This window comes from Delftia sp. 11MD (assembly GCF_050907895.1).
Classification (GTDB): domain Bacteria; phylum Pseudomonadota; class Gammaproteobacteria; order Burkholderiales; family Burkholderiaceae_C; genus Comamonas; species Comamonas tsuruhatensis.
In genome coordinates, this window is record NZ_CP194333.1 from 2,828,827 (window position 1) to 2,847,719 (window position 18,893).

Sequence of the window (18,893 nt, forward strand, 5' to 3'; positions counted from 1 at the left end):
TCAGTCCTCGTCCTTCGGCACCGGGCGCGGCTTCCACCCGTGGTCATCCGAGATGTGTCCTGTGTTCATGATCAGGCGCACGCCCGGCTCTACCTCGCGCATCGACATCGGCACCGTCCAGTTGTCCCACGCATGGATGCCCGGCGACTTGACCAGCCCGACCATCGTCGCTGCCTGTGCGCCGCGCTTCTCATAGGCCAGCGTGCGACCGGGCACGCTCACTTCCTTCGCCCACTCGTCCGCGCGTTCCTTCAGTTCACGCTCGGCCAGACTCTTGATGGCAGTCGTCTCGCTGACGTTCCAAGCCCGCCGCACCAGCACATCGATGGCATCGGTGATCTCGGGCTTGTCGGACTTGTCCAGCTCGCCAGCGCCCACGTTCGGGCTGAAGGCATCGTTTTCCAGACGCATCAGAGAGAGCAGCGCGCCGGTCAGGCCACGATCCATCGCGCGTGGCGAGAACGGCGTCACCGACTGCGCTTCCACATGCTTGTAGAAGGTGGCGTGGTAGTGCTCGAAGGTCTCGTAGTGTGAGAGATCGCGCGGCCGTGCCCATGTGAGCACCGTGCAGACCAAGCCGGGGAAAGAACGGCCCACGCGGCTGGTGGCTTGGATGTATTCCGCCGTGCCCTTGGGCTGGCCGTTCACCGCCATCAGGCCCAAGCGATTCACGTCCACGCCCACCGACAGCATGTTGGTCGCCAGCACCACGTCGATGGCGCGGGTGTCGCCCTCGTTCCATTTCGTCACGTACTTCCCGGTGGCCGCATCAAGCGCGGCCTTGAACTTGACCTCCAGATCGTCGAGGTACTTCGGGATGTCCTGACTGGAGACGCGCGAGGTCAGCTCGCGGATATTGTTGACGCTGCGCTGTGCGAGTGCGGGCCGTTCGACCATGCTCATCTGCACGCGATAGGAACGTGTCTGCACGTCGTCCTCGGCCAAACGCCGCATCCCGCCCAGTTCGCGCAGCGAATTGAAGTAACCGACCATCGTCATGTACGGGTCGGCGGGCTCGCCGAAGCGATCGAACAGAGCTTGGGCGGCGGTGAGGAAGGCGGTATAGACACGGATCAGCATCGCGGGTCGCGAGCTGCCGGGCGAGCACACGCCGAGATAGCGCCGGCCGGGCCGCTCTTCGATCGGGCGCTGCACCGAGAAGTAGTTGTCCTCCACGTCCAAGCCGTGCGGCGGGAACACCGAAACGCGCCGCATGAACACGTTGTTCACCTGTTCCTTGGCCTTGCGCACTGTCGCCGTGGACGCGACGATCTTGGGCTTGACCGTCTTGCCATCGAGCGTCCAGCCGGACAGTTCGTCGACGGCGGACTCGTACAGGCCGACCATCGTGCCCAGCGGACCGCTGATGAGGTGGAACTCGTCTTGGATGATCAGGTCGGGCGGGCGGATCGGCGCAACGTTCTTGACCTTGACCGCTGGCGAACTCTTCGACGCGGTGTGATTGCCTGTGCAATCGCAATCAGGCCACAGCAGGCCGTGGCGCTCGCATTCCTGATTCACACGACCGAACAACGTGCGCACCTGACCACGCCAAGCCATCATGGCGAACTTGTCCACGGTGGCGATCATCATCGTCGGCGGGCGGTGGTAGATCTCCTCGTCCACCGTCAGCACCGGAATGCCCGGATACGGCGAACTGCTCGACCTGCCGCGAGAGAACGTGCAACTGCTCTTTTTGTCTCCGCAGTAAACCACTGTTCGGCCACGATCCTTATCGACAACGACATCTTTCCCAGGATCAATCGCAGAGCCACACCAAGGACAACTGGTGAGCTGAAGTGGTGAAGTACGTCCTGCTTTGTTCTTTCCCGAATCACGCAGAGCTTGAATGGCGTAGTGACTTTCCTCGGTCGTGCCCGGCGTCACCTTGTTGCCCACCCACAGTCCGATGGTGAAAGGCTCCTTGCCGAGCGACTCATCACCTTGCACGAGAGCATCTCGCCGAAGCTTTTCCATCGCGCAGATCAGCGCGGTGGCGCGCTGGAATTGCTGCAAGGTCAGCAGGCGCAAGGTGTAGCGCATGATCACGGCCAGACCGCGCGAACCGTCGTAGCCGCCGAGCTTGCCTTGCAGACGGCGGATCGCCATCGTGAACGCCGCCACGCCCAGGTAGGCTTCGGTCTTGCCACCGCCGGTGGGGAACCACAGCAGATCGGCATGGGCTTCCATCGGCTGCACGCGATCCGGGTGCGTGGGATCGGCCAGTGACGGGATCGACAGCAGCAGGAACGCCAACTGGAACGGACGCCAGCTCCGATTCTTCGGCAGGTCGAATTGATCGACCGTCACGTCGCGCCCGCGCCGCACTTCCAGCGCATACAGGCTACGCACGCGCTGGATAGCCATCGCTTTGTTGGCAAAACGGAAAGCAGCCAGCGCCTTGCCGTCATTCTTCAGCGTGTCGATGCCCTGCTGCAAGCGCGATTGGATTTCCTGACACCGCTCCAACGCCTGTACCGCCGACGTGTCGTATCCGATCACGTCATTGCCGATGCGCCCGCGTTGCTCGGCGATCCAAGCTGCGTAGTCCTTCGTCAGCACGTTCAGGACGTCGATCAACTCGTCCACGCCCAACGTGGCGAGCCGCTGCATGTCGAGCAGGCCGCTCGCCACCATCTCCTTCATCGCCGGACGGTCGGCAGGGTCGAGGCCCGGTGTCTCCGTGACCTGCACTTCGTATCGAGGCATCACGGTGCTGCGCACCTCTGTCGCCAGCGTCACGTCGTCCGCCGTCTCGGCATGAATGGCGACGCCGTGCCCGACCGCGAACTCCACGCGGTTGCGGTAGATCATCTCCAGCGATTCACGCTCCGGATCGTTCCCGTCGGCATCCGGAACCGGGCGGCGGCGGAAGATGGCGCGCTTGGATGCTTCTGCTTCCGCGCGCACGATCAGTTCCGGCTGGAACAACCATGCCGTGTCGCGGTTGGTGTCGGGTTCCTCCTGCGTGTTGATCAAGAACAGCGTCACCAAGCGGTCGCCGTTGGCGTTCTTGCCGCGGATGGAGCCTTGAATCCGCACTGCTGGACGGTTCGCGTCCGGTGCCTGATGGGGAATCACACCCTCGGCGAGCGGCAGCACCAGTTTCCCGCCGCAGGGAATGCGCTGCCAGACCTTGGCCTTCTGTCCATTGGGCCGCATCAGCTCGTGTTCTTCGTTGGGCACGCGCTCGTAACTGCCCCAACGCGCCTCGACCTCGATGCGCTCGGCATCGCCATCCACGCAGAAGGTCATGCCGAAGCTGCTGGGCACCAGCGATTGATTACTGGCGGCGTCGATCTCGTCGGAGGAATCCGATTCCGGTTCCACCCGCCCCGTGGCCGTGCCGAACTCGGCACCGGGTTCGTGCTGGCCGGGCACGATGGGGTCGGCGGGCTCCTCCACATCCTCCTCTGCCAACGGGCCTTCCAGTCCTTCGATGCCGCCCTGGGCATCTTCACGCGGTGCCAGTTTGCCAACCAGATAGCGGTCTCGCACGCTCATGTCCACGATGCGTTCGTGCGGGCCACCCGCCGGGCCGAGTAGATCATCTACCACAGCCAGTTGCAGCAGCTCGCGGATGTAGGCCCGATCCTCGACCGGCGGCACGCCACCCACGGTCTGATGCAGCGCCGAAGACAGGGCCGCGACAAACTCGTCCCACTGGATGCGCCCGACGTTGCCCGACGACAGCGGAGCCAACGAAACGCTGGCGACCGACATGGGAGCGTCGGCGACGGACAACCGGTCGAAAAAGATCGTGGTGATTTCGAGGTTGGAGCGAAGCCGCAGCACGCGCCCGGCACGCACGATCTCCCCGGCAGGGTTCAGCACGAGCACCCAATCTTCCTCGGCGATGGTTTGATACACGGAACGATCACCCTTCAAGACCAACGTATAGGGCGCGAGCCTGCGATCGGTGCCGAGACCGTGATCGACGGCGAGCCATGCGTTGGGAACACTGGCCGTGCCCGTATTCGAATCATTTTTCATCATCGGTCTCCATACAGATCCGTGTGATCGACACGTTCCGGCGTGCCATATGTGATCGGCTCGATGTCCCGGTGAGGGACGACGCGAGCGATGTTTTCGGCATCCTCCGTCAGCCCGAGCGCCACGGTCAGCCTGTCGCCCGCCTCGATTTGTCGTGAATTGCCGGAAGTTGGGTTCAATTCGATGAGTCGGAAATGCGTCGAAGAATTCGGCCGCTGCCCCACGCTCAAACTCACTTCCCGTTGCACCACCCCGATGGCTTGGCGATACAAGATGCAATTCGCCCCACCGCCGGTGACGAATATCGGCAAGCCCTCTCGCCAAGCCGCACTGCGCGGGTCTCCCCGTGCGTTGGTGCGGGTTCCATCGATGACGCCGACGATGCAGCGGACGACTTGTCCCACGAATTCCTCATCGACTGCCACGACCGCGTCCAATGGCTTTCGATTTCGTTGTCCGAAGTCATCGGACGATTCGACGGGTGCTGCATCGTTCCACGAAAGATCGAGGCCGAATCTGGAATGACGGTTGTGGCGTAGATAGTGTGTTCCGAGGGGACGAACCGCAGAAAAGAAGATGGGGATGCGTGGCGGAGATGCCCGATCATTTCGCAAGACGACGTTGAACGTCGCCACGTCGAGGGTGGCCGCACCGACGTCGATCAGCGCGTGCAGGCCTTCCATCACCTGCGGCGACCCCAGATATCCCGCGATCTGGGCGACGAACTCCGGGACGACACCCGGTTCTGCTTCGAGGTCTATTGCAGAATCGGCCAAAGACCATGCAGCCAGGACGTCCTGCTCTGCGAGCCGATCTTCCGCCGCCAACAGCCACGCAGTTCGGGCGATGCGCCGGAATACATCGACGACCTTCGGGTTCTCGTGTGGTTCGGTGGGGCAGCCGATGTTCAGCTCCCAGCGCAGCGAACGCCCCACGAGTTTGCGTCCAATTTCCGCGTTCCGGTACAAGAACGCCCTCGCGTAGCGGATGACCAACGCCAGATATGCCACGGTGGCTATCGGGCATTCATACGTCCCGGCCATCTCGATGACCGGGAGCTTGAGGTTCCCTCGAATATCAGCTTCGGTGAAACGCCGCCAGCAGAATTCGCCATCTGGTGCACGAACGACGAAACCGGGAACGACGTAGCGCCCCGTTTCCGAATCGTCTCCCGTGACGGCAGACCATTCGACGGGTACCAGATCGACACCTGCGCGAATCGCCACTTTCGTGAAAGCGGTTCCGAAATCCACCCCGACTCTGACGGCCATCGGTGCCGAGCGTTCACCTCGATGTTCGGGATGCTGCAACAATCTGCCGACATCGCTCCACTCCGGCATGTTCAGCACACATCCGTCGTCGATGCGGGGTTTGAATGGCGGTGGTGTTGGAACGCTGGGCCTTGGTGGCGGCTTGGTAGCTGGCGCTACGACTGCGGCGACCGGAGCGGCAGGTTTCGGAACGGGATTCCGTGCAGGCGGCTTCTTCGGAGTCGGCTGACCACCAGCCAGCCACGCTGGTGGTGGGTCGAAGTCGATCTTGGGCGGCTCATCACCTCGTTCCTTGCCGCGTCCCGGCCCACGCAGTGCGTTCTTGAGATCCCGCAGTTGATCTTTCCAACTCTTCATGGACGACCTCCCGCCTGCACCACGTCCACGAGCAAGACGCAGATGTCGCGCGTCTCGGCCGAAAAGGCCTGACTTTTGCGCTCCAGCGTCGCCCGACGGGTCTCCATCCGGGCCAGAAAATCCTCCATCTTCTTGCGTTCGGCATTCGCCAAGCCCCTGCGCCGCTTGCCATCCGGGCTACTTCCATACAACGATGCAGAGTATTCGTGATTGCTGATCCGCTTCTCGAACCCCTCGCGTTTCTTTCGGATGTGGTCATCCAATAGTTGGGAAAGCACGTCGGCGCGGTCTCTGTTCTCGCGCCATTTCTCATCCTTAATCGCCTTGTACCGATCCCTGAGCATTTCCTCGCTCCGCTCTGCGGCGGCTACCCCGGCATCCGAAAGGACATCCACCGCCACCGTCGGCCAGTCGTCCCCCGACTTCCTGACCGAGTCGAGCAAGGCTTCCGCCACTCGGTCGTCGAGGGATGGCCCACGGTCGAGAGGAACGGCAGCGACCAAGAGGTGTTCTTCTTCCTTCACGCCGGAAAAGCTCGCCAGCCGAGTCATCAGCGCATATCGGCCCGCCTTGATGCCTTCGGCAGCGACTCTGGCGGCGTAGAGCGGAAAGCGATCCGCCGACCCGTCGGCATTGCGCGACAGGAAGCGAACGATCGGATGGAAGCGATGGACGATCTCCTCGCCGGGCTTCGGCTTGTCGGTGATCCTGTCGGTGAAGCGGCAACGCTTCGTCTGGCCGGAGGCAAGACCCGTCTTCCCGACCAGATTCTCCCGCCTCACGAACTCGTCCAGTTCCGCAGCAAAGCCGGGGCTCAAGCCGATGTCGAATGTGTCGGCATCACCATGCGCAGCATTGATCCGACAACCGGGAACGTTTCTGAGGCACCCATCGACGTAACGAATCAGATCGTGCCGGGTGACGATCTTTCCATCGCCGCGCGCGGCTTCGATCTGCGCCAGCAGTTGCTGACCGTGTGCCACCAGTTGGATCGCCTCTCGCTCCAGCTCTTCCTGTTTGCGTTTGGCGTTCTCGATCGCCAGCGCCACTTCCTCGATCAAGCGCGCTTCTTCGTCGGTGGTCAGATGCTTCGACAACAAGACGTCTTCGAGCTTGCGCACTTGACCGAGGATTTCCTCCGTTTCCCCCAAAGTGCTCTCGAAAACACCGATGCGCTTGGCCAGCCTCGCAATGATGAGTGCATCGATCGTGTCCTTGTGGACGAAGTTCCACACCAAGATGCGCTTGGATTGTTGACCGATGCGATCGATACGACCGATCCGCTGCTCAATGCGCATCGGGTTCCACGGCAGATCGTAGTTGACGACGAGGCGGCAGAACTGCAAATCCACGCCTTCCGCGGCCACGTCCGTGCAGACCAACACGCGGCAGTTCCTGTCCTCGCGGAAACCAGACACCACGGCTTCCTTGTCGAACTCCGCCCCACCCATCAGCAACCCGGCCTCCACGTTTTCGGCGGAAAGCCGCTCGACGAGATAGCGCGCCGTGCCGCGAAAGGTGGTGAACACGATGGCCTTGGCGTCTCGATCCTCGGTCATGAATCGCTTGAACGCCTTGGAAAGCTCGGCGAATTTCGAGTCGTTCCTGCTCAGGTCGCCGAACCCGAACTGGGGCAGTGTTCTGCTCGCCAGCCACTGTTTGAGGCCAGATGTCCGTTCGGCCAGCTTTTCCTCGTCTTCGTCGATTTCGTCCATCGCCGCCGCGAGGGCGTCGGCATCGAGGCCGTCGTCGCGCCACGTCCGCAGCAAGGCGGCCGGACTGGACGCAACCATGCGTTGCGGCGTGGAGAGCAGGAAACCGTGCTCGATGCCATTGGCCAGCGCATACTCCCGCGTTCCTTCGGTGATCGCCTGATAAAGCTCCCGCTCCACGGGCGACATTTCCGCCTCGAACACCGTGACGTCACGCAACACGCGGTCGGACTGCACCTCCCGTTTGCGCGTGCGGCTGACGATGTGCGCGAGCAGGTTGAGCCGTTCGAGTTTCGCGGCGATGTCGATACGCCTGTCGTTCGTCCAGTCCTTGATCGCCTCCGCTTCCTCGATCAAGCGATCGACGCGCTCGGATCGCTCGAACCATCGTGACGACTCGATTTCGCGTATCGCCGCCATGATCTGGTCGGCATCACTCGTCGGATCACGCACGACGTCGCTCGCGGCGATCACCGGACGATTGGCGAGGACGACGTTTCGGAAGTCCTCCGGATATTCGAAATGATCCGGGTCGAGCAGCCGCAATACATTGAACAAGTCATCCGAACCGAGATTGATCGGCGTCGCCGAAAGCATCAACTGGTGTGTGCTGACATCCCTCAGCAAGCTGCCCGTCCGCCATGCGCCCGTTTCTTCGTTGCGCATGTAGTGCGCTTCATCGAAGATCACCAAATCCAGCAGGGGTTCTTGATCGGCCTGCTGGTAGAGCAAGTCGGCGAGCCGGGCGCGAACCGATCGCTTGGGCTTGTCGCTCTCGTTGGCGTTCCAATCGCTCGGAACGCGGATGCCTTGGTAGCTGACGATCCACGCGCGTTCCCGGTGTTCGGCCGAACTCAGTTCTTGTCGCAACGTTTCCGCATCGACGACACGGGCATCTAGACCGAAGCGAGACGAAAGCTCGAACCGCCACTTCTCCCGCAGCATGGCGGGGCACACCACCAATAGGCGGCGCATGTCGTAGCGGGCACGCAGTTCAGTCCAGATCAGTCCCGCCTCGATCGTCTTGCCTAGACCCACCTCGTCAGCGATCAGCAGGCCATTGACGGGCGAGTCCAGCAGGGTGAGCAAGGGCTTGTATTGATGCGGGTAGAAGTCGGTCTGGGTCAGACCCATTGCATAGACGACGTTCGACAGCCGCCCGGCCAGATGGATGTGCGTCAGCAACTGGCGCAAGTCATCCACGCGTCCGTAACGCCCTTCACGGATCAGCTCCAGAGGATCGTTGCCGCCCGCATCGACCTCGACCAACTCCTCCTCGTAGTGCCAGTCCAGCCGGCCGTTCCAGTTCACGCGATACTGCTGGCCAGATGCGCGCGCCCGAGTTTGATCCGTGACCGTGCCGATCTTTGCTGGATCGTCGATGTGGCGGACGAGTTGTCCAGGGTTCCAAGACATCGCACGTTTCCTCAGATTGCGCTCACGATTTTTTCGAGCTTGTCGAGTGCCTTGCTCTGGTCGATGTAGGCCGAGTAGGCTTCCTGCGCCCCACGGATCAGGGTGTCGTAGTGGACGATGCGACTGCCCGGCGCAATGGACTCCATTGAGGACTTGAGCCGATCCGGGTTCGTGGCCTCTTCATCGACCGCCTTGCCGAGGATGAAGACCACCTCGATGTCCGGCGTCGCTACGTTCTGCTCGCGCAGAATCTTCTTCAGCTTGTCCACATAGGTCTGACCTTGCTCGACCAGTTCGAGCAGACCCATCTTGCGACCGACTTTCTTGAGCTCGACGATGACATGCTTCCCCGCGTGCGTGCGGTAAGCGATGTCGACGCGGCCCAGACGTTCCTTCTCGGTCAGGTCTTCGATCAGCACGCCTTCCGTCGTGAGACGGGACTCCATGATCTGGCTGCCCGTGGCGCGCTCCCACGCTGGATCTAGCAGCCACAGGTGATCGAACAGGTACTTCTGGAGCACCCGTTCCTTCGCGTCTTCGTCGATGATGGTCTGGAAGTCGCGGATCGCGTCCAGACGCGATTTCACGATGTCACGGTAGAGCGAGGCTTCTAGCGCGTCGCGGTCGGCGAGAACGGCCAGCAGCCGGTCGGCGCTCTCCACGCTCGTCACGAACTCTTCCGTCGAGCCACGCAGCTTCATGCGCTCGAAGGCCAGGATACCGTGCCGGTACATGAGTTTGCGGTCGTCCTCGTCATCGACCGGCAGCGCGCTCAGTTTGGCGATCAGCGTCTCCGCACTCTTCTTGTACCCCTCGGGGAGCGTATCGAGCCACTCGGCGAGGGCCGGAGATGTCTCCTTGGCCTTCTCGACCTCGTGCTTCCTGCGCCATTCGTTCCAGCGTTTTTCGAGCTGGTTGAGCCGCGATCCGAGGAACGCGATCAACTGGATGTACCGCTCGTCGTCCTCCTGCACACGCTGGCGGTCGCTGGTGGCGATGTCCGGCTGATCGTCGGCATCGAGGAAGTCCGCCTCGATCTGGCCGGTGAGGTATTTCGTGTAGAGCCGCCCGTCGTTCAGGCGGTCGAGCACGTTCTCATGGAACAGGCGACCTCGGGCGAAGACCACGATGCCGTTAAGATTGCCCGCTTCGTCGTCGTCGAGGTCTTTGGGCTTGCGCGCCGTGCCGAGCCAGCCGCTTACGCGCCACGCCGAATCCCATGCATCGAACCGCGCGGACAGCGACTCGCGCTCCAGGACGTGTGAAATCGTGCTGGCCTCCGGCTCGTAGCCATCGAACGTCCAGAGGAACTGGGCTTTGGGCAGATCGCCGCGATCGGCCGCCGTGATGGGCAGGCCGTCGATCCTGATCTCGAATCCGTTGGCCTGACCGATGATCGAGAAGCGCCGGGCGAGGCGTTTTCGCAACGCGCTCACCCCCTTGCCGAGGCGCTGTCGCTTGATTTCGTGCAGCACGATCTTCGTACCCCGCGTCACGGTGAGCGTTTCGCTCGCCAGTGGTTCTGGGTGGTATGGGCGCTTTTCTTGCACGGCCTCGTGAATGCCCGGCACGCTCATGCGAAATCCGTGCGTGTCGCCGTTCTTGGAGGACTGCACCTCGATGACGTTTGCGATGGAGAATAGTGAAAGCTTGCCCAGCCCCTTGCGGCCCATCGCCGGGCGGCCTTTGGCGGTCCTGCGCCCATGCTCCGCGTCCTCGTCGCGGCGGCGATAGCCGACACGCAGGTACTTGCCGTTCAGGTCCTCGACGGACATGCCGATGCCATCGTCCTCAATCTCGATCCATTCGCTGTTCGGGTCGACGCGAATCTGCACGCTCGACGCATCCGCGTCCCATGCGTTGGCCACGGCTTCGGTCAAGACGGCGGCGATGTTGCTGTAGAGGTTGATGCCAAGATGTTCGAGGACGTTGAGATCGACGGTCATCTCGAACGTCGGCGTGGCTTGGGTTCGAGTCATGACATCCCCTCGTGATGGTTGTCCCCGTTGCCGGGCTGGATGCGGTAGCGCGCGCCGCGCCTTTCGCCCTGGCGTTCGACCCTGCCGCTCGAAATCAGATCGGCGGTCGCGGCGTTCCACTGGCGGTCCGTGATGCGGGTAGCGGCAAGGATGTCGGATTTGGCGTGCCAGCCGGGGCGGGCCTTCAGGTAGTCGACGATGGCGTGGGCAGGGCCGGCGCGGTAGTCGGCTCGGGGTTCGGCGGCTTTGAGGTCGTGGCCTTCGTTGGCTGGGGCTACATCAAATCCGAATGAGGATTGCTTTACGGGTGTGGTTTCGGTGCGCTGAGTGCGTGATTTGCGGGTGGCCGTGCCAGTGGCTTTGCTGTCGTGCAGACCTTGCGCGACTTCTTCCGCGTAACGTTGACGATTCAGTTCGGCGAAACGACGAAGAACCTCGACACGTGCGGAATCGGAGATGGTGAACCGCACGGAGTCGTTCTGGGCGAGATTTGGCTGCTCGTGGTAGCCGTGCCCGAGGTCGATGTCATCCCACCCGTAGGCGCGCATGACCGCCGCATCGATCTCGCGGTGCAGTTCACGTAGACGTTCGATGCGCTGGTCGCCGTCGCCCGCGCTGTGGAAACGGTTGTAGAGCTTCGTGAGGCCGATCGGATTGGCCGGATCGGTCATCACATCGTGGCGCGCTTGCAGGTACTCGCGACCGAGCTTGTCGAGGCGCGCTATCTCGGCGGCCTCCAAGAAGGGAAAGGTCTCAACGGCGTCGGACGGCGAGAAGTTCAGATCAAGCTTCATCCGAGAGGACTGTTTCCAAACCCAAGCATCGACTGGAGATGAGTTGAATATTGCCGCATAGGCGTAGGCATCTGCCACAGCGAAGACGACGCACTTCTCATGGAAGATGACGTCATTCGGGACTACGGACGGGTTGAAGTACTTGCCAACCCGGCCAGCCACGAGGATGTGTTCGAGCGGGCGGGTCTGCGCATTCCAGGCTGCAGGGTGCTGATCGAAATGGCAGCCACGCCCGATGGCGTGGTATAGCTCGGATCGTGCTCGGAGAAACAGCCACCACCTTTCACGTGCACCCTTGTCTTTATTGACAAGGCGCTCCGCTCTCACGTTCTTTTCCAACCACTCGTAAGGCAGTGTGTAGGTTTTCGCCTTCGCTTCTGGCCAATCCCAGAAGTTGATTACCCAACGAGTAGGTCTCTGCTCTGGTACCGTTTTGAGGTCGTCTCCATCAAGGTACGGAAAGATCACCTCGGCATTTCTTGGATCAGCATCCAGCATCGCTCGGGCCTGATCGGGCAGAAGCACGAAGCCCATTCCGAGAACGATCGCCCCCTGATACGTAAGACCTTCGTTCGCCTTCAGAACTTCTGGACTCCACTCCTCACGATCGGACAGGAAGGCCGAGATGAAGGGAGCCGGCCGCCTGAGCAGCGAGCGTTCGCCCCGCCACTCGCCCTTGTGGACATGTACCCGACTGGTGACGACCGCCGCCTTTCCCGGCCAAGGCTCGTTCGGGTAGGCCGCATGGATGACGGCACCCGCGCCGACCATCGCTTCCAGCCCGACCTGCCGCGTGTCACCCTCAGCGATGGTGTTGACCGCGAGCAGCCCGAAGCCACCACCTTCCCGCAGCAAGCTCCAAGCCCGCAGGAAGAAATAGGCGACCAAGTCCGCGGAACCGCGACGCCCCTCGGCGATGTGTGCGACCAGCCAATCGCGGAAGGCAGTGCCCGCGACGCCGGTGATGCGCTGTCCGCCCAGGAAGGGCGGATTACCGACGATACCGTCGAAGCCGCCGCGCTCGCGCGCGAACACCTCCGGAAACTCCAACGGCCAATGGAAAGGCCGACGCGCAGGCTTGTCGGCAGAGAGATCGGTCGAGAGCGCGACAACCGATCTCCGGCGCATCGAGGCGAGCACTTCGCGGTCGCCATCGATGGCCTGCCCGGCCTGGATGGTCAATGACGCCAGCGCGTTCTCCAGTGCAGTGCCGCCGGCCGATGCGAACACGTCCCCGATGAAGGCATCGGCGATGCATTCGGGCACTTCGAGCCTGCGGCGCGCGTCGGCGTCCAGATGCGCCATGGCTTCCACGTCGCGGATGTCACGGATGGGCATCTCGCGCAAGCGTGAGCGCAGTTCGATGGCCTCGCGCACGGCCTGCTCGACGTTCTGGCCGAACAGGCGTAGCTGGCCCTGGCCGGTGGGATTCATCGAAAGCTGGGTGAGTTGATCCAATCGATGGATGCCGAGCAGGCTGTCGCCACAGAGCAGGTTGTGGTCGAGGAAGCCGAAGGGACGCCCCTTGGCCAGCGTCACCAGCCAGATGGAAAGCTTGGCCAGTTCGACCGCCAGCGGGTTCATATCGACGCCATAGAGACAGCGTTCGGCGATGAGGCGGCGGGCGACGATGGTGCGTGCCTCGGTGTCGCGTGGCAGTGGTTCTGCGCTGGCGTCGGCATCCACCACCTTCCCATTGATGCCGACCATGCGGCCGTGCGCCTCGGCTTGCCCCCATGTCTCCACCAGCCGGTCGGCCAGCCAGCGGCAGGCTTGGACGAGGAACGCGCCCGAACCCATCGCCGGGTCGCAGATCTTCAGGTCAAGCAATTCGTCGGGCGATTTCAGCATCCAGTCCCCGCGCGGAGTACCTTGCGCCGGGCCGACGTAGGCGATGGGCGTGAGCGTCTCGGCGACGATGGCTTCGGTGAGGGATTTCGGCGTGTAGTGGGTGCCGGTCTCGCGCCGGTCGGAGCCGGTGGTGACGATGAAGGCCCCTGCGGGATAGATCAGCGGGTAGCCCCAAGGGTCGGTGCGCACCAGATGGCCAAAGGGCTTGATGCGATCGCGTAGCGCCATGTCGCCGTGGCAGGCCGTCAATATGCGATCGGCGAGCGCATCGTCAACGGGACGAGCCAGATCGTTGCGTACGCGACTGGCGGAACTGCCGGAGCGCTGCTGGAGCAGTTCGGTCAAGCGGTCGGCACCGTCCAGCCTCGCAGATTCGAGTTCGGCCAGCGTGACCCAGGGCGACTGGGCGCTCTTAGTGGCGTCGAGTTCCAGCGTGACCTCGGCGGTCCGCTTGACGGTGCGTTCCAGCAAGCCCTCATAGACGTAGCCGATCTGCTCGACGTCCAGCGCCCGATACGACAACGTGCGGCCCTGGAATTGCTGGATGGCTTCGAGCAGCAGCAAGACGGTGCGGTTGTCGATCGGCAGTGGCTTGGCGACGGCGGTGCGCCAGTCCGAGCCACGGGTGCGGCCTTCGAGGAAGGGGAAGCGATCCGGATCGAACAGGGAGCCACCCAGCGCGGGCAGGCGGAGGTTTTCGTGCTCGATGCCGCCGTACACGGCGCGGAAGACGGCCAGCAGGCGCGACCACGCATCCCAGCGGCGTTCCAGAATCTCATCGGACTCGGCGCGCAACTGCATGCGCATGGTCGAGAGCGCGTAGTTTGCTTCGTAGCGTTCATCGCCCAAGAGCAGCAGGCCGCGCTCTTCGGCAGAAAGCAGGAAGACCAGCCGCATCATCACCGTCAGCGCCGCTTCGTAGAGTTCGGCTTCCTTCACGCCGCGCAGCAGCTCGCGGTCGCGGTCTTGGTCGGCTTTGTCGAGTGACTGGATGAGCACTTCGACCGCGCGCCGCACCTGCTCGCCCAAAGCGTCGGTGACCTCGTCTTGGAACTTCAGCGAGCGGTCGAAGAGCGCAGGCAGCCGTTCGGATTCATCGACGAAGAAACGCCGGATGCCCAAGAGGTGGAGGAAGGCTTGGAGGGTGACGGGTTCCTGCACCCAGATGCGCGCATACCAACTGGCGAAGGTGGTGACCGCCCCCACCGGCGCATCGACCAGCATCCAGCGTTCGCCGTTGGTCACCAGCCCGAGACGGCAGCCCATAGCACGGCAGAGCGTCACCATGCGTTCTGCCGCTGTACTGGCCCAGCCGTCCAGCTTCTGGGTGGCATCGAGATCGACGTCCGGCCCGTAGGCGTGTATGAGCATCAGTGGCGCGTCGCCGTTACCGACTACGGCAAAGTCCGGCGACAGACTGATGCCGTGCTCGGGCAGAGCGACGTTAACGTGCGCGGCGCACCACTCCTTGCGTCTGAGTACGTCGCCGCGACTGTCCTCGTCGAGTTCCAGTCCGCGCGACAAGACTTCGTCGATCCATGCCGCGTGCAGATCGGCGAAGCGAGGATCGTCCGCTTCCAGCGCGTCACGCCATTCGTCGTAGGCTTGGCGCAGCCGCTTGCGCTTGGCTGCATCAAGTTCTTCCAGCCCTTGCGGGAAGGCTTCCTTCAGGACGGGAACGGCGAGGAAAGGGCCGGAAATCTCGACAAGCGCGAGCCATTCGTGGTGTTGGGTCTGCGTCACCATTCGGGCTCTTCCGCGAAAAATGAGATGGTGACGCCGTCATCGGTACTCGACCAGCGATGTCCGCAACCACAAACGATGGAGCCATGAAGTTCGACGAATGCCTTCGTCCCACAGTCTTGGCAGTGGATACGCGCGCACTTGCATCCGCGGCACTGACCTGCAAGCCACCAGAACCACGCGCCTCCATCAAGGGTGACCGCACCTTCTTGATCGAGCACGATGCAGTCGGCATCGCAGGATGGGCACATCTTCCATTTGTCAGGAACGATCAAATCAAGGGCATCTTCCACCGACAGAAGTTCGAGGCCGCACCCAGCATGGTCAGCCTTCTTCTTGGCTGGCTCCGTCCACCCATTCGCAACGACGACGATGGCTTTGTTTGCGCCAACGGCATCAGCGAGTGCAAGGACAGACTCGACCTCTCGCACATCGATGGGAACGGCGTGGAACTTGGCATCGACGATCATCTTCAGCGGATGCCCCTTGGCCTTGATTTCGATGAGCACGTCGATTTGCCGTGACTGGCCGGTGACCTTGTCCGGAACCATGACGTTTCTTCTGACGTTACCGAAGTCGTCGATTTGCTCGTAGAACTCGGCGACGGCCTCCTGATATTCCTGCCAGGTCATCATTTCGCCACCCCTGACGTGGACTCGGGCACGACGAAGATCACGGCGACCGGGAAGGTGCGGTCGTCGAGCTTGGCGTAACGGGATTCGATGGCCTGCGTTTCCATCCGGCGCTCGTCGGGGATGCGCGCGAGGCGCGCTTCCAGCGCAGCGATGTCGCGGCGGAGTTGTGTGCGTTCATCCTCGGTGAAGAGCGCGAGCTGTTCGGGCTGCTCGCCTTTCTTCAACTCGGACTGGATCGCCTTCTCCAGTTCGTCGAGCACGGTGCCGATGTCGTCGACTTCCTGCTGTTTGCGGGTCTGGAGCGTGTTGGTCAGGTAGCGAAGGCGTTCTTTGGAACGGGCATCCACGGCTTTCAGGATGGCTTCCTGCTGCCGGTCGAAGCGGACGCGCAGCACGTCGAACAGCGACGAGGCCGCCGTGATCGGTTTCGATTCGTCCAGCCATTGCTGAACTCGGGCGACGCCTTCTTCGCGGCGGAAGGACTGATCGCGCAGGTAGCCGCCCGACAAGGTCAGTTCCTCGTGCAGCCGATGATGGTTGCCGCCAGTGACGACCAGCCGAGAGACGACCACCACGGCGGGGCCATCGACGAGCGCATCCGGCAGGGTGCGGACGGTGACGCGGTGCAGCTTCTTCACATCGTCCTGCGCCCATATTTCGGCGCGCAGCAAACGCAGGCACATCTGCACCAGGCGATGGTTCAGATGGACGAGTACGACGTCGTCACGGCCACTGGCGACGGAGTGGTCGAAGGTGATGGGCCGCATCTTCTGGGTGTGCGGGTGACGCAGCCCTTCCAGACAGCGCGCCCAGGAGCCAGACAGCGCGGGCATCCGGAAGACGCTGCCCGAGGGCGTGCCAGCCAGTTCGGCGGGCTCCAGTGGCGGACGGCCCGCCAACGCGAGGCCGGTCTTCACGGCCATCAGGACGTGGTCGGGCGTGAGGTGGAAATCGTGCTTGGTGGTACGCAGACGATCGTGCAGCTTGGCGACGCGCTCCTTCAACTCACGTTCGGCACGAACGAAGTTCTTGGCCCGTGCGATCCGCGCCTCGGCGAGACGAGTGTCCAAATCCTTCAAGGAGCCTTCGATCAGACCGGACATCTGCGGCGCGATGACCGGATTGACGCTGCCCATGTCGGCGCGCATCGAGTCCAGCTTTCGCAAGGCCCGCAGGATGTCCTCGCCGTGACCACCGACCGATGCGCCGCTCTTGTCGCCACCATCGACCGGGTGCCAGATCAGCACTTCCTTTTCGCGCTGTCCGTGGCGGTCGATACGCCCATTGCGCTGCTCCATCACGTTGGGGTTGTAGGGAATCTCCAAGTGGATGAGCCGATTGCAGTGGTTCTGCAAGTCGATGCCTTCGGACGCCGCGTCGGTGGCGAGCAGGATGCGGACGGGTGAATCCTGTGGCGATGCCTGGAACGCCGCCTTGATGGGTTCCCGTTCCTCTTGGGAGAGGCCGCCGTGGAGCAGGCCCAGACGCTCGCCGCCGAAGCCGTGGCTGGCGAGGATTTGATGCATCCACTGGTGTGTGGTGCGGTATTCTGTGAACAGGATCACCCGGCTATCGTTCCACTGACCGTCCGGCTTGAGGTTGGCCGTGAGCCAGTCGAGGATGGCTTCGGCCTTGGAGTCGGCCTGATTCCTGGCTCGCTGAGCCCACACCCTCAAGTCGTCCAGCGCCGCCCGCTGTTCCGGCGTCAGCGGCATCAAGCGGCGCGTGGCTTCCTCGATGGCTTCAGCTTGGGCGTTCTCGACCTCCTGATCGTCGGCATAGTCTTCGTCGACTTTTAGGATGGCCTTGTGCAGGATGCGCTCCGCCATCGCGTCCGACTTCGCGGGCCTTGCTTCGGACAGCGATGCGACGTGCTTTTCCAGGGTGGACGCGAACGCCGCTGGCGACGAGAGCAGACGCTTCTTGAGGAGGCGATTGACGAAGGCCGTGCCGAAGCCATTACCTGATTTCTCGGCATCTTTCTCGCGGCTGGCGCAGTAGTCGTCCAGCTTGCGATGAATCGCGCGCTCTTCCGCCGTGTACGGGACTTCAAGCGCCTGCAAGGTGCGCCGGGCATACAAGGGATTGCCATCGGCATCGACCAGATCGCTCTTCAGGCGACGGATCATCACCTGGCTCAGGCGCTTTTCGTCGGGGAGGATGTTGCGCGCGAAACGCTGGTCGTCGAGCAATTCCAGCAGCGAGGTGAACGACTCGGTGTAGCCGTTGTGCGGTGTCGCGGTCAGGAACAGGCGATGTTGGAAGTGCGGGCCGATGGCGCGGACGAAGCGCGTGCGCTGGCTCTCCAACGCGTAGTGCGCGCCTGCGGAGGGCGCGACGTTGTGCGCTTCATCCACGACCAGCAGGTCGAATTTGCGCGGATGACCGACGTGCGGCGGGATCACGTCGCGCATGGCGCGCAAACCCTCGCCGCCCTTGGCCCAATCCATCGACGTGATGAGGCGCGGATGCGACGTCCACGGATTCGCGTGGATGCCGCGCTCGCGCCGCAACCGTTTGATGTAGTCGGTGTCCACCACGCGGAAGTCGAGGCCGAACTTCTCCAGCATCTCGACGCGCCACTTCTCCTGAAGCGAAGCGGGGCAGACGATCAGGACGGTGCGCGCGCGATGCCGCAGCAACAGTTCCTGAATGACCAGACCTGCTTCGATGGTTTTGCCGAGACCGACGTCGTCAGCGATGAGCAGGTTGACGCGCGCCATGTCGATGGCGCGCACCAGCGGGTCGAGCTGGAAATCCTCGATGCTGACGCCGCTGCGGAACGGCGCTTGCAGGAATCCCCGGTCGGCATTGGTGGCTGCGCCCCAGCGCACGGCGTCGAGGAATGCGTCGAGCATCCCCGAATCGTCCTGCCCGGTGACCGATGGCAGGCCCGCGCGCTCGATGACCTGAGCGCCCGGCTCGATTTCCCAGACGACTTCCAGTTCCTCGTCGAGACCGTCCTCGTCGATGGACGAGAGCGTCACGCAATGTTGAGGCGCGGTGGTTTCTAGCCCAGCGGCATCGACATCGGCCACCACCCACTGACGACGGCGCACCTCGACCAGTTGTCCTGGCTCGGGCCTCGCGCGATACGTCTGGGCTTGCTGCTCGGTTTGGACCCCCATGCGATTGCCATCTC

Annotated in this window: 7 protein-coding genes; all 7 read right to left on the bottom strand. The window is 62.8% G+C overall.

Annotated elements, in window-relative coordinates; all coding sequences use genetic code 11:
• The 7 genes from drmA to drmD (ACRSCF_RS12805) are packed head-to-tail and all read right to left on the bottom strand — an operon-like array spanning position 1 to position 18,879.
• Positions 1-3,996, bottom strand: coding sequence for a DISARM system helicase DrmA (drmA, locus tag ACRSCF_RS12775; RefSeq protein ID WP_034365258.1), 3,996 nt, complete (start codon positions 3,994-3,996; stop codon positions 1-3).
• A complete protein-coding gene (locus tag ACRSCF_RS12780; protein WP_034365255.1) occupies positions 3,993-5,621 on the bottom strand; it encodes a hypothetical protein in 1,629 nt (542 codons plus the stop codon). Before ACRSCF_RS12780 ends, drmA begins: the two co-directional genes overlap by 4 nt.
• On the bottom strand, positions 5,618-8,749 hold the full coding sequence (gene drmD, locus ACRSCF_RS12785; protein WP_324623177.1) for a DISARM system SNF2-like helicase DrmD: 3,132 nt from the start codon (positions 8,747-8,749) through the stop codon (positions 5,618-5,620). Before drmD (ACRSCF_RS12785) ends, ACRSCF_RS12780 begins: the two co-directional genes overlap by 4 nt.
• Before the next feature lie 11 nt (positions 8,750-8,760).
• Positions 8,761-10,728, bottom strand: coding sequence for a BbrUII/HgiDII family restriction enzyme (locus ACRSCF_RS12790; protein ID WP_324623178.1), 1,968 nt, complete (start codon positions 10,726-10,728; stop codon positions 8,761-8,763).
• Positions 10,725-15,119 carry an Eco57I restriction-modification methylase domain-containing protein gene (locus ACRSCF_RS12795; protein ID WP_324623180.1) on the bottom strand — a complete coding sequence of 1,465 codons (4,395 nt, stop codon included), beginning with the start codon at positions 15,117-15,119 and terminating at the stop codon, positions 10,725-10,727. Before ACRSCF_RS12795 ends, ACRSCF_RS12790 begins: the two co-directional genes overlap by 4 nt.
• The gene (locus ACRSCF_RS12800; protein WP_034365252.1) at positions 15,113-15,751 is read right to left on the bottom strand and encodes a restriction endonuclease; all 639 of its coding nucleotides are present in this window, start codon (positions 15,749-15,751) and stop codon (positions 15,113-15,115) included. The genes ACRSCF_RS12795 and ACRSCF_RS12800 overlap by 7 nt, the downstream gene beginning before the upstream one ends.
• Positions 15,748-18,879 (bottom strand): DISARM system SNF2-like helicase DrmD, encoded by a 3,132-nt coding sequence (gene drmD / locus ACRSCF_RS12805; RefSeq protein ID WP_324623181.1) that lies wholly within the window; start codon positions 18,877-18,879, stop codon positions 15,748-15,750. The genes ACRSCF_RS12800 and drmD (ACRSCF_RS12805) overlap by 4 nt, the downstream gene beginning before the upstream one ends.
• Between the last annotated feature and the right edge of the window lie 14 nt (positions 18,880-18,893).